This window comes from Hymenobacter rigui, assembly GCF_003944715.1.
GTDB classification, from domain to species: domain Bacteria; phylum Bacteroidota; class Bacteroidia; order Cytophagales; family Hymenobacteraceae; genus Hymenobacter; species Hymenobacter rigui.
The window spans coordinates 505,833-518,978 of record NZ_RWIT01000002.1; the positions used below are offsets into that span (position 1 = coordinate 505,833).

Genomic DNA, 13,146 nt, shown 5'->3' on the forward strand with positions numbered 1-13,146 from the left:
AGAAGAAGCACGAAAGTACAAGGTTTTCCAGCCGGCTCCGGCACCCGAGCCGCTCCCAGACCATTTTTCGCGGGCCGGGAAACACCCAGGGCCCAGCTTTTCCGGCAGATTCCCGTAAACTGCCCCGTATACTGCCTCTTTCTGCCCGCATGACCCCTCCGGAAACTGCCGCTACTCCCCTTCCGCCCCAGCCCCAGCCCGATTCTGCCCCGGCCGACGACGACCACCTACACAACCGCGCCGTGGCCGACCGGGACGCCACCCGCCAGGCCCGCCAGCAGATGGTGGGCCAGCGCCCCGGCACGCTCATTGTGCGCGAAGATGCCCTGCCGCCCCGCCTGTTCCTGGTTTCCTACGACGATACTGCCTTCACGGAGCAGGAATACCAGCAGTACGACGAGCTGCTGGCTTACTTCCATCAGCACCCCGAATTAAAGCACTGGATTGATGTGCGCGGCTACGACGACCTGCCCCTGATGCAACGGATTCAGGAAGATTTCCGGATTCATCCGCTGCAGATGGAGGACGTGCTGGGTGACTACCAGCGGGCCAAAGTGGAGGAAACCGAGGACGGCCTGTTCCTGGTGTCGCGCATGACGGAGTTTACCCCCCTGCTTGATATCGACGACGACCAGCTCAGCATCTTCACCGGCTCCAACTACGTGCTCACGTTTCAGGACGACTACGAGGACTGCCTGGAGGCCGTGCGCCTGCGCCTGCGCACCGGCCGCAGCAACATCCGCCGCCGGCCCCCGCTGTACCTCGCCTATGCCCTCACCGATGTAGTGCTCGACCATTACTACCCCACCATGGCCGCCATTGGCGACTACCTGGAAACGCTGGAGGAGCGCATTTTTCAGGGCCGCCCCGACCGGCGGGTGCTCAACCGCATCCTGCACATCAAAAAAGACATTGTGCGCTTCCGGCGGCTGGTGTACCCGGAGCGGGAAAAAATCGGGGAACTGCTGCGCATGCCGGAGGAAACCGTTCCGGAAGACATCAAGGTGTTTTTCAAGGACTGCTACGACCACGCCATTCAGGCCCTGGACCTGGCCGAGAGCTACCGCGAAACCGTGAGCAGCCTGGTGGAGCTGTACATGTCGGACCAGGCCAACCGGGCCAACGAGGTAATGAAGGTGCTGACCATCATCAGCAGCATTTTCATACCGCTGAGCTTTGTGGTGGGCCTGTACGGGATGAACTTCCAGCGCGAAGGCCCCGACGGCCGCATCAACTACCTCAACATGCCCGAGCTGTACAGTCCCTGGGGCTACCCGGTGCTGCTGGCAGTGCTGGTGCTCATCGTCATCGGGCAGCTGACGTATTTCTACCGCAAAGGCTGGCTGACGAACCGGTAACGCTGCGCGGGAGGCCTGCGGGAGCCGGGCCGGGGCACAACGCCCAGCCCAGCTTGCCCGTTAGCTGGCTTTATGCCTGCTCCCACCCCCGCCCTCACGCAAGGTTCCATTTTGCGCGCCCTGCTCACGCTAGCCTTGCCCATTGTGCTGGCCAACCTGCTACAGACGGGCTATCAGCTGGTAGATGCCTACTGGGTGGGCCGGCTGGGGGCCAATGCCGTGGCGGCCGTAGCGGTGAGCTTTCCCATCAACTTTCTGCTGGTGGCGCTGGGCTCGGGGTTTTCGGTGGCGGGCTCGGTGCTGGTGGCCCGCTCCTTTGGGGCCCGCGACCTGGCTACCGTTAACCACGTGGCGGCTCAAACGCTGGTGCTTGAAACCGCGCTGGCCCTGGTGCTGGCCGTGGTAGCCTATTTTGCCTCGCCGCTGCTGCTGGGGCTGATTGGAGTGGGCGCTGATATTTTCACGGAAGCCAATGCGTTTCAGCGGGTGCTGTTTCTGGGGCTGCCCCTGAATTTTGGCTTCATCATGTTTCAGTCCCTGATGCGGGGCGTGGGCCAGGTGCGGATTCCGCTCTACATCAACATTCTGGCCCTGGCCCTCAACTTCCTGCTCGACCCGCTTTTTATTTACGGCTACGGCCCGATACAAGGCCTGGGCGTGGCCGGCGCGGCCCTGGCTACCGTCAGCACCCAGGCGCTTTCCATGGTGCTGGGGCTGGTGGTGATGCTGCGCGGCACGGCCGGGCTCCGGCTGAGCTTCCGCGGCTTCCGCCCCGATACGGCCCTGATGCAGCGCGCCTTCCGCCTCGGGGCGCCCTCCTCCGTCGATTTATCGGCCCGGGCCCTGGGGCTGTCGGTGATGACGACGCTGGCGGCGGGCTTCGGCACCACCGTGCTGGCTACATACGGCATTGGCTCGCGGCTGCTGGCCTTGGGTATTATTCCGGCCCTGGGCATCTCGCTGGCCTGCTCCACCCTAGTGGCCCAGAACCTGGGAGCCCGCCGCCCCGACCGGGCCCGCCAAACGGCCCGCTACGCCATTGCCACCAGCTTTCTGGGCTTGCTGCTGGTGGGCGCAGCCATTTTTCTGGCGGCCCGCCCGCTAGTGCAGTTCTTCCTGGCCGGCGACGAGGCCGTAACCGCCGATGCGGTGGAGTTTGTGCGCATTGCCGCCGGCAGCCTGTGTTTTACCGGGGTGCAGCAGTCGGTATCGGGGGCGTTGCGCGGGGCGGGCAACACCCTGGCAGCCATGCTGCTCACTATCATCAGCACCTGGGTACTGCAGTTTCCCATTGCCTGGTACCTCTCCAGCCACACCGACCTGGGTTTCCGGGGGCTGTGGTGGAGTTTTGTCGCCAGTAACGCGCTGGCCGCCGTGCTGGCCCTGCTCTGGTTTATGCGCAGCAGCCAACAAGCGGCCGACGCACTGCAGCCGGCAGTGGATGTTCAGGCGAAAATGGCTGAGGATGCGGGTTAGAACCGCTTTCTTCACTGTTGCCGCACGCTCGTCCTCCGCGACCCATTAGTGGTGCTACAGCTTCACGTCGGTGCGGCGCAGCTCATTGCCGGTTACCCGAAACAGGTGGTAGATGTTGGTAGTGGGGTCGTAGGTGAGGGCTACCTGGGGGGCGGTGCTGCGGAAGGGCTGGCCGCCCACCAGACGCAGCCGGGCATCGTAGAGAAACACCTGCCCGGGGCCGGTTTCGGTGAGGGCGTACAGCTGCCGGCCCGCCCCGAAGTTGAAGTACTGCACCGAGCGGGGGGCCGAGGTAACAAAGCGTTGATTCAGCAGCTGCCGGCCCGTGGGGTCGAACAGGCTGAGCTGTCCGCCGTCTTCGCGCACCACCACGTACGTGCGCTGCTGCTGGTCGGGGATGAGGCGGAAGCGGCTGGTGCGGCTCCAGGTGGCTACCCGGCGGCGGCTCACGATGTCGCCGCTCAGGTTGAAGCTTACCAGCTCTCCGTGCTGATTCACTACCGTTACCCGGGTGCGGCTGAGGGTGGCCCCGGGCTCCGTGAGCACGCCTTCGGTAAGGCGGCCGCCCATGCTGATGGGGAAGCCCGGGTAAGGGCTTCCGGCTTCGTCAAAAGCGTACACGTAGCCGTTTTCCAGCAGTACTACCACCACATCATGCCCCGCTACGGTGAGGTAATGGGCCGGACCAGCCAACCGGAATTCCAGCTGCTTGGGTTGCCAGCCCGGGAAGGTGCGACCCTGGGTATCGTAGAGAAACAGGTTGCCGCTGGCCCCGGCCACCAGCAGGCGGCGCGGCCCCACACCGCCCGACGACACGCTCAGGGAGGTGGCCCGCACGGTATCGGGCAGGTTCAGCGGGAAGTTGGGCTGCAGCTGCCCCCGGTTGTTGAACTGGAACAGCTGACCGGGCGTAGCCAGCAGAAAACCCGCCGCCCCGGGCAGCCGGAATGTGGGTCCTACCAGCGGCCCCGGCAGCGTATCGGACCAGGCCACCACGTTATCGGGGGTTACATAGTGCAGCACGTGGGCAGTATCCTGCACCAACACACCGGGCAGCTTGGCCCCGCTGATGAGTACGGCCTCGGGGGAGCTGGCCAGTGGAGTTTTGAAGGCCAGTGTGCTGCCGGTACCATTCTGGTTCTGGGGGCGGGCTTCGGCCGGGCCTACCACCGGGTGGCGCAGCACAAACTGGGTGAAATACTGGGCCCCAGGCTCCCGCTCATCGGCGGCGGGCACCCACTGCATGCTCACCTGGGGAAACCGTTTGAACAGGGCCTCGTTGCGCAACAGCCCGGCCCGGCGCTCCTCCTGCAGCCCGCGCAGCAGCAGGTTCCAGCAGTTGCGGGTATCCAGCACCACCCGCAGGCGGGCCAGCGGCTGGCTTTCCTGCAGAAATGCCACCTGCGTGGGCGAACGGCTCCATACCTCACCGGCGGCTACATCCGTGAGCCACTGCCGGAGCGCGGCTTCATCATCAGCAAAGGCCACGTAGTTACCCACCTGCGCTACTACCGGCCGCGCAAACCCACCAAACATGCTACCCAGCAAGCGCCGGGGCAGCTCAGGCACACCGGTCTGGTACCACTGGTACGGCCCCACCCGCCCGAAGGCCGGGCTGGCTCCCGCGGCCCGGCGCAGCTGACCCAGCAGGTTGCTGACTTTGCCGGGGTTGGCCGTGTAAGCCACCACCAGCTTGCCCGGCCGGGCCCGGGCCGAGGGGGTAGCCAGGTAGCACAGCGCCACTTCCTGGCTGAGCTGGGCCGTGAGGCTGTCGGGCAGGCTCCCTACTACGGCCGCCAATGAGTCGGGGCCGGGCAGGGCGGCGCGCTGGCCCCGGAGTGCGGCGGCCGGGCCCAGGCTCACGTGCACCACCAGGGCGGAGCGCGTGGGCAGTACCTCGGCCATGCGCAGGCGCTGGGCCGGCTGCCCCAGCAGCCGCTGGTGCAGGCCGTCGTGGGTGGTTTCGGGGTTGGCAAAACCGGCAAAGGCCACTTTGTTGCCGGCCAGCTTCATCTCCGTCATTTCGTTGCGGGCCAGGCTGGCCACGGCGGCCATTTCCGCCGTTAGCTCCTGCCGGAAGAATACGCTCAGCAGCTGGGGCAGCCGACGCTGGTTGAGCAGCAGGGTGGCATCCACATCCTGCAACTGAAAATAATCAGTAGTCTGAAAATCGGCCGCAACGGTGGGGGCCTCCGGCTTATTGAGGCGGTGAGCCACGGCTTCCACCAGGGCCGGGCTGGCGCTGATGAGCAGGTGGTTGCGGTAATTGAGCAGGGTCAGGCCTTCTGAACTGCCCCGCTCCCGCACTTCCGTGAGCTGCTGGCCGGCCACCTCGCGGGTAGTCACCTGAAACCGGGAGCTACGACCCAGTCCTTCCACCAGGCTGCGCACCTGCCGGTACTCCCGTACGCTGCTTATGGGTATCTGAAACAGCACATCAAACTTCCCCGGCCCGGTCACATGCAGAGAGGTAAATACGCGTTTCCGGCCCAGAAACCGCAGCACCACGTTGCGGCCGCCGGTCAGGCTGTCGGCCAGGGTGAGCTGGTTCTGCACCTGCTGGAAGTAGCGCACGGCCGAGAGGTTGTCCCAGAGCTGGGTTTCCTTGAGGTGGCGCACCAGCGTGGGATGGTCGCGGGTAACGGCCACCAGCACGGCATCGTCGGGCACCAGGGCCCAGGGGTCCACGGGAATACTGGCCACCGTGCGGCGGTAATATACGTAGGAGCCCAGCGCCGTGAGCAGTAGCAGAGCCGTTAAAAAAACCAGAATGCGGTTCGACATGCGGGAAACCCGGGAGGTGGGGAAGGGCAAAAATAGGCATTCGGGGCAGAGTGCCGCGCGGCGCGGCCGCTGGGGTTTGGAAGGCAGTTTTCTATCTTCCGCCCCGAAACACTTTCTACTCTCCCTCTATGTCAGAAAAACAAGGCCAGTTTCAGCGGGCCATTACGCTATTTGATGCCGTCATGATTGTGACCGGCAGCATGATTGGCTCCGGTATCTTCATCGTCAGCACCGACATCAGCCGCAAGGTGGGCTCCACCGGCTGGCTGCTGGTGGTGTGGCTGCTTACGGGCGTAATTACGCTGGCCGGGGCCGTCAGCTACGGCGAGCTTTCCTCCATGTTCCCGAAAGTGGGCGGCCAGTACGTGTACCTGCGCGAGGCCTACAACAAGCTGGTAGCCTTCCTGTATGGCTGGACGCTGTTCCTAGTAATCCAGACCGGCGTTATTGCGGCCGTGGCCGTAGCGTTTGCGCGCTTTACCGGCGTGCTACTGCCTTGGTTTTCCGAAACCAACGTGCTGTTTCAGCTGGAGGGCGTGCCGTTGCTGGGCACGTTCACCTTCACCACGGTACAGCTGCTGGCTATTGGGCTGCTGGTGTTCCTCACCTTCATCAACTCCCGGGGCGTGCGCTCGGGTAAGCTGATTTCCAACATCTTCGGCAGCACCAAGCTGATAGCCCTGGGCCTGCTGATTCTGTTCGGCCTCACGCTGGGCGTGAACGGGCAGGCCGTGAGCCAGAATTTCCAGAACGTGTGGCAGGCCATGAGCTTCGATGCCGCCGGCCAGGGTACGCCCCTCACCGTAACGGCGCTGGTATCGGCCATCGGCCTGGCTATGACGGGCTCGTTGTTCAGCTCCGACGCCTGGAATAACATCGGCTTTTCGGGCGACGAGATTGTGCGGCCCGAGCGCACCATCGTGCTCAGCATGGCCATGGGCACTGGCATCGTGACAGCGCTGTACATTCTTATCAACGTGGTGTACCTGCTGGTGCTGCCCCTGCACGGCGACCCCACGGCCACTGATGTAATGGGCCGGGGCATTATGTACGCCGCCAACGACCGGGTGGGCACCGCCGCCGCCGAGGCTATTCTGGGTGCCCCCGGCGCCTACGTCATGGCCGTGCTCATTATGATCAGCACCTTCAGCGCCGACAACAGTATTCTGCTCTCGGGGGCGCGGGCCTACTATGCCATGGCCAAGGATGGCGTGTTCTTTCCCGGTATGGCCAAGCTCAACAAAGCCGGCGTACCCAGCGTTGCCTTGTGGGGTCAGTGCCTGTGGGCCTGCCTGCTGTGCCTGTCGGGTTCCTACGGTGAGCTGCTGAACTACGTGATGTTCTCCGTGATTCTGTTCTACGTCATCACCATCATCGGCATTTTCGTGCTGCGCCGCACCCGCCCCGACGCCCCCCGCCCCTACCGTGCCTGGGGTTACCCGGTGGTGCCGCTGCTGTACGTGGTGCTGGCCTCCGCCTTCTGCTTTATCCTGCTCACCGACCCGGCCAACTCCAAGTTCGCCCAGCGCGGGCTGCTGCTGGTAGCCGTGGGTGTGCCGGTGTACTTCCTGTTCGGCAAACGCTTCGCTGCTAATACTCCCGAGAAGTAATACGGGTGTCTGTTCCACCAAAAAGCCCCGTGCCGGTTAACCGGCACGGGGCTTTTTGGTGTTTGGAAGCTGAACTCAGCAGGGTCGGCTATGGTGTTAGCGGCGCTTGCGGCGGGTGCCTTCCTTGGGTAGCAGGGTTACATTTTGAGGCTGGGTGCTGCGGGTCCGGACCTCCTGGTCCTCGTAGCCGCCGTAGCCGTACACCAGTGTATTGTCGCCGGCGGGTACTTCAATGGAGTAATTACCATTGGCATCAGTACCGGTTACCTTTTTCAGACCGCGCACCATTACGGTAGCACCGGCCATCGGACGGCCATTCTCGTCCAGAATACGGCCGCTCATGGTGACAGTAGCAGGAGCCGCTTCGGCGGCAGGGGCCGCAGCGGCAGGCACCGGCTCAACGGCCACCGGCTCCTCGGTCGGGGCAGCCTCTGTGGCCACCGGAGCGGCCGTAGCTACCTCAGCAGCTTTGGCCGTAGCGGTGGCTTTGGGAGCTTTGGCAGCGGCTTTCACGTCCGTTACTTCTTCGGTGGCAACGGCTTCGGTTTTTACCTCATCGGTGGGACGAGTGGCCGTTACGGTTGCTTCTCCCAGCTCCATAACGGGCATGGCGGCGGCCAGGCGGCGCGTAGCCTGCGCGGGCAGCAGCACGTAACCCAGCACTACAATAGCCACAATGGCCCCGACAATGATGGCCAGCCGGCGGTTACCCGAGGAAAAATCTTCTTCCTCTTCTATAAACTCCGGGGTAAGCTCTTCGTTTTCAGTGGGGGTAGTGGTGTTAGCATCCATAAGGGGTTAGGTAAAAAGTGGGGATTTTCAAAGGAGCAGAAAAGCACGATGCTGGTCCTGTTTTGCGGGAATTCACTTGAAGCAGATACCATCGGCTCCTAAAGATATAACCTTGATTGGTCCCTTACCTAATCAGCTATTCCAATTTTCGGATTTATTTCCCGGTATGATTATCAGCAATAGGCACTATTATCTGAAAATATCATAAAAAAACCGCTGCCCGGTTTCCAGACTGAAAACCGGGCAGCGGCGGCAGCGCTGCGAGTACAGCAGCTTAGTCGTGAGCGGGCTGGGCGGGTCCGCTGGGGGCCTTCTCACCAAATTCCTGCTCTTGGCTGCGAATAGGATTGCCCATATCGTAGCTACCCTCTACCTCGAATCCGGGGCCGCTGGCCTGTTCGCCCGCCTCATGGTGCTCGTTCCCACCCTGGGGCACGCCTTCACCGCCCCGAATCGTGAGGTTTTCCAGCTGGTCTTTCTGGTCGGCGCGCTGAGTGTAGCCGCCGGCCCCGGTGTTGCGCTGGGCCGATGGGTCGCTGGCGGCCTTATCGTTGCTCATACTCTGCTTAAACTCCTTTTCCTTCTGCAGCTGCTCGTTCTCCGGAATGGCCTGCTCGTCGTTGCGGATGATGTCGTTGTTTGATTTTTCGTTATCGGTAGCCATGGGCGGGGGTGTTGAGTGGAAGGGGTATGTGAGGGACTGTACGCACGGTTGGGCTTCGGGGTTAAGCCCGGACAGAACCACATGCGCGCCAGTGGCGTAGCTTTGCTCGGGCGTCCACCACTTTTCCGCGCCTTCCCCGCATGCACCTGGTCATCATCGGCAATGGCATTACCGGCGTTACGTGCGCCCTTACGGCCCGGCGGCTGCAGCCCGCGGCCCGCATCACGCTGGTAGCCGACGAGAGCCCGCACCACATTTCGCGCCCGGCCCTGATGTACGTGTACCTGGGCCATCTGCGCCCGCAGGATATCAAGCCCTACGACGACTGGTTCTGGGCCGAAAACCGCCTGGAACTGGTGCACGCCACCGCTACCACCTTCGATGCGCAAGCTCGCACCGTCACGCTGAGCACCGGCGCCGCACTTTCCTATGATAAGCTGCTGCTGGCCACCGGCTCCCGCAGCCGCTCCGGCCAGTGGCCGGGCCGGGAGCTGGCCGGCGTGCAGGGCTTCGTGACGCTACCCGACCTGGAACAGATGACCCGCGACACGCATAGCATCGGGCAGGCCGTGGTGGTGGGCGGCGGGCTGATTGGCATTGAGCTGGCCGAAATGCTGGCCGCCAAAGGCGTGGGTGTCACCATGCTCATCCGCGACGCGCACTACTGGGGCTCGGTGCTGCCGCCCGAGGAAGCGGCCCTGGTGCAGCGGCAGCTGGCGGCCCACCACATTGCCGTACGCTACGGCACTGAGCTGGCCGCCCTGCTCCCCGATACGCAGGGCCGGGTGCGGGCCGTGCAAACCACTACCGGTGAGGAGCTACCGGCCCAGTGGGTAGGCCTGGCCATTGGCGTGGAGCCCAACACTGAGCTGGCCCAGACTGCCGGACTTGAGGTAGCGCGGGGCATTCTGGTGGATGAGCAGCTGAAGACCAGCGCCCCCCACGTGTACGCCGCCGGCGACTGTGCCCAGCACCGCCAGCCAGCCCCCGGCGAGGTGGCCGTGGAGCAGCTCTGGTACACCGGCCGGCAGCAGGGCGAAACCGTGGCTTACACCCTGTGCGGGCAACCCCGCCCCTACCGGCGCGGCGTGTGGTTCAACTCGGCCAAGTTTTTCGACCTCGAGTACCAGACATACGGCCGCGTGCCCGCCCGCCCCGACCCCGCCGAGCACAGCTTCTGCTGGCAGCACCCCAACGGCCGCCATCTGCTGCGCCTGAATTTCCGGCGCGATACGCTGGCCGTCACGGGCCTGAACGTGCTGGGCCTGCGCCACCGCCACGAGGCCTGGCACGCCTGGCTGCAGGCCGGTACGCCCGCCCCGCAGGTGCTGGCCGAGCTGGGAGCCGCTAACTTCGACCCCGAATTCTTCCGCCAATACGAGGCCGACATTGTGGCGGCCTTCAACCGGCAGTTTCCGCAGCATCCGGTGGCACTGCGCCGCCGTAAAGGCTTGTTTGGGCGGTAAGCCCGGCCCGCGCGGCCTACCTTTCGTTTTCTCTTTTTCTTCCCCTGATGGATTTTTCCAAACTATATCACCCCAACGCCCTCAACAGCTTCCAGTTTATTGCCGTGGTGGGGGCCATCATGAGCGGCGGGGCCCAGCTCATCATCCGCCTGCTGGGCAACGCGCAGCCCGAGGGCTACAACTACCTGTACTTGTGCTGGCTGGCCCTCTACATCTTCGGCACCCTGCTCAACTACTTCGGCAAACCCTCCGACGACCACCACCATCATTGAGTTGCCGGTTGTCAGTTGTCACCGGAACGTTATTCCGAGCCGGCGAGAAATCTAGCGTATGGACTTCCGGATGAGGTACCGCCCGATTACATCAGCACGCCGCAGAACGAGGTAGAGACGCAATATTTTGCGTCTCCTCGTTAGAACAGTACGCGGAGAGCCAGCATGCGGGAGGCGCAAAATATTGCGTCTCTATCCCACTCTCCTCAACGCCCCCTTTTCCTTTTTCCCTTTGCCTTTTGATTTTCCCTACCGCCATGACGACTGCTCCTGTTTCGCCGGTTTCGGTGCCTGAAAAGCTGCTGCTGGCCGTGGTGGGCCTGGGGCTGCTGCTGCTACTGCCCGTGGCCTTCGACGGGGATGCGGCCCGGGCCCAGCAGTGCTTTTTCGCGGCCCTGGGGCTGCTGAGCGCGGGCACCCTGGGCTGGAGCTGGTGGAAGTTCGGGCGCGGACCGACCGGGGTACACCATAATAACCTGTGGCTGCGCGGCAGCACCGGCCGCGGGGCCCTGGCCTGGCTCACGGCCGTGGTGCTCACCGGCTTTTACGTGGTGCTCTATTGGTTCAGCAACGACAACGGCCAAGGCAACTTCGGCCCGCTCAACCAGCTCATCCACGCCCTCGACCCCGTAAGCCAGGCCCTGCGCCGCCGCCCCGCCGACCAGTGGTTTCTTTACGGCACCTTCTACACCCTGGCCGTGCTGCTGATGGGCGGACGGGCTTTGTGGAAGTACCGCCACTCGCCCTACCAGCGCATCCGCACGGCGTCGGTCATGTTCTTTCAGCTGGGGTTTGCCTTTCTGCTGCCGGGGTTGCTGCTGGCCTTTCAGCGGCCCGAGTACTACTTCAGCTACTTCTGGCCCCTGAAGTATGACTACCTGTTTCCGGGCACCGTGAGCTACCTGCTCAAGGATGGCGGCCCGGCCCTGGGCGTGTTTATGGTGTTCTGGGGCGCGGTCATGTCGTTCGTGGCCACGCCGGTGCTTACCTACTTCTTCGGGAAGCGGTGGTACTGCTCCTGGGTGTGCGGCTGCGGCGGTCTGGCCGAAACCGCCGGCGACCCGTACCGCCACCTCTCCGACAAAAGCCGCGCCGCCTGGCGCTGGGAAGTCCGCCTGATTTACCCCATCCTGGGCTTTATTGTGCTGGTTACGGCGCTGCTGTGGCTGGGGTCGGCGGGCGTGCTGCCGGGCTGGTTTACCACGCCGCAGCAGTCGGGCCTGCCCCTGGTAGGCGGGCTGAGCCCAGTGGATGGGCTGAGCAAAGTATACGGCTTTTTCATCGGCTCCATCTTCTCCGGCGTGATTGGCGTGGGCTTCTACCCGCTGATGGGTAGCCGGGTGTGGTGCCGCTTCGGGTGCCCCATGGCCGCCTATCTGGGGTTGCTGCAGAAGCACTTTTCCCGCTTCCGCATCAGCACCAATGGGGGCCAGTGCATCTCGTGTGGCAACTGTTCCAACGTCTGCGAAATGGGTATCGACGTGAAGCAGTACGCCCAGCGCGGCGAGCCGATTGTGCGGGCTTCCTGCGTGGGCTGCGGCCTGTGCAGCACCGCCTGCCCCCGCGGTGTACTCAACCTCGAAAACGGCCCGCGCGAAGGCCGTATGCAATCGTCCCAGCTCATTTCCGCCGACTCGCTACGGATTTTGGGGTAAGCAGCAAGGCTTACTTTTCTTTACTGGCATGACCTATCCTACACTTCTATTCTCTGCTGTCCTACTGTTGGCGGCCGGCTGTTCTATCCGTACCCCAAGCAGCACCTTCGACGGTATATACAGCACAACTACAGGGCGACGGGTTATACCGGGTACTGGTGCTAACACCTACCGGGGCTATCCTGACGACCGGGTGCTGCAATTCAACTTCCGGACTGCTATCTGCTCTTTTGGTCAGGTAAAGCCTCCCCGTAAAGCAGCACAAGAAGCCAAGCAGGTATTTGCGCTGGGCATCGTACGAGTCAACGACACGTTGGGAATAGATGAGGCAGAAATTCCCAACCGGGAATGGCTCCAGTATCTGCTACACCAAGAGCAGGCTGGCGCAACAGCGGCCCCTCTCTTACCCCTCTCTTCAGGCTTACCCAGTCCCGATTATTTTTCTGATCCGTTTTACCGTTACTCTCCAATAACGGGCATCAGCTACGAGCAGGCGGTAGCCTTCTGCCGCTGGCGCAGTCAGGTGGTCACCGCCAGCTTTAATCAGGGTAACGCAAAACCGGTTGACAGCCTGTCGACAGATTACATGCGCTTCACGTTTCGACTGCCCACGGAGGCGGAATGGGAGTTGGCGGCACTTGTGGAGCGGGGACTGCCCTACGGCACTACCTGCACCGAGCTACCCGTCGTCGTCAACCCCAGCGCCGCCGCCTACCTGAAAAAACGGTCCGGCAGCCCCACCGACGCGGCGCAAATCAAGGCCGACATCAAGCAGTACAACCAACGAAAACCCCTGCGTTCCTGGATTAACTACCGGCAACCGGAGCCCTACTTCCTGACGCTGCTGGCCCCGGGTTACGTGTACCAAGGACCACCCAACGACCACGGCCTGTATCAACTACTCGGCAACGCGGCCGAAATGGTGCAGGAACGGGGCGTGACCAAGGGCGGCAGTTACCTCGACCCGCTGGAGGCCTGCACCGTAAAGGCGCGCGGCACCTACGGCGGCCCGGCCCCACACATCGGGTTCCGGTGCGTGTGCGAGGTATCATACCCGAACCGTAAATAG

The 13,146-nt window shown here is 63.3% G+C and carries 10 protein-coding genes; 7 read left to right on the plus strand and 3 right to left on the minus strand.

Annotated elements, in window-relative coordinates:
• Positions 1–149: 149 nt before the first annotated feature.
• Both corA and EI291_RS06365 read left to right on the plus strand, forming a co-directional pair.
• Positions 150–1,358 (plus strand): magnesium/cobalt transporter CorA, encoded by a 1,209-nt coding sequence (gene corA / locus EI291_RS06360; protein ID WP_125418968.1) that lies wholly within the window; start codon positions 150–152, stop codon positions 1,356–1,358.
• Between the two features lie 72 nt (positions 1,359–1,430).
• Complete coding sequence (locus EI291_RS06365; RefSeq protein WP_125418969.1) at positions 1,431–2,834, plus strand: MATE family efflux transporter; 1,404 nt, start codon at positions 1,431–1,433, stop codon at positions 2,832–2,834.
• A 54-nt stretch (positions 2,835–2,888) separates the two neighbouring features.
• On the opposite strand, the gene EI291_RS06370 is transcribed toward EI291_RS06365, so the two are convergent.
• Positions 2,889–5,618 carry a hypothetical protein gene (locus EI291_RS06370; protein WP_125418970.1) on the minus strand — a complete coding sequence of 910 codons (2,730 nt, stop codon included), beginning with the start codon at positions 5,616–5,618 and terminating at the stop codon, positions 2,889–2,891.
• Between the two features lie 128 nt (positions 5,619–5,746).
• Between EI291_RS06370 and EI291_RS06375 the strand changes: the two genes are divergently transcribed.
• Positions 5,747–7,228, plus strand: a complete 1,482-nt coding sequence (locus EI291_RS06375; protein WP_125418971.1) for an APC family permease — start codon at positions 5,747–5,749, stop codon at positions 7,226–7,228.
• A 96-nt stretch (positions 7,229–7,324) separates the two neighbouring features.
• Here EI291_RS06375 and EI291_RS06380 read toward each other — a convergent pair whose 3' ends face one another.
• Together EI291_RS06380 and EI291_RS06385 are read right to left on the minus strand one after the other, a co-directional pair.
• On the minus strand, positions 7,325–8,020 hold the full coding sequence (locus EI291_RS06380) for a carboxypeptidase-like regulatory domain-containing protein (protein WP_125418972.1): 696 nt from the start codon (positions 8,018–8,020) through the stop codon (positions 7,325–7,327).
• 274 nt (positions 8,021–8,294) lie between these two features.
• Positions 8,295–8,684: a hypothetical protein gene (locus tag EI291_RS06385; RefSeq protein ID WP_125418973.1), complete on the minus strand. Its 390-nt coding sequence runs from the start codon at positions 8,682–8,684 to the stop codon at positions 8,295–8,297.
• 140 nt (positions 8,685–8,824) lie between these two features.
• Between EI291_RS06385 and EI291_RS06390 the strand changes: the two genes are divergently transcribed.
• The 4 genes from EI291_RS06390 (at position 8,825) to EI291_RS06405 (ending at position 13,146) form a co-directional block, all read left to right on the plus strand.
• Complete coding sequence (locus EI291_RS06390) at positions 8,825–10,150, plus strand: NAD(P)/FAD-dependent oxidoreductase (protein ID WP_125418974.1); 1,326 nt, start codon at positions 8,825–8,827, stop codon at positions 10,148–10,150.
• A gap of 47 nt (positions 10,151–10,197) precedes the next feature.
• Entirely contained in the window at positions 10,198–10,422 is a 225-nt protein-coding gene (locus EI291_RS06395) for a hypothetical protein (protein WP_125418975.1), read from the plus strand.
• Positions 10,423–10,661: 239 nt separating this feature from the next.
• Positions 10,662–12,077: a 4Fe-4S binding protein gene (locus tag EI291_RS06400; RefSeq protein ID WP_240635388.1), complete on the plus strand. Its 1,416-nt coding sequence runs from the start codon at positions 10,662–10,664 to the stop codon at positions 12,075–12,077.
• Positions 12,078–12,105: 28 nt separating this feature from the next.
• Positions 12,106–13,146: a formylglycine-generating enzyme family protein gene (locus tag EI291_RS06405; protein WP_125418976.1), complete on the plus strand. Its 1,041-nt coding sequence runs from the start codon at positions 12,106–12,108 to the stop codon at positions 13,144–13,146.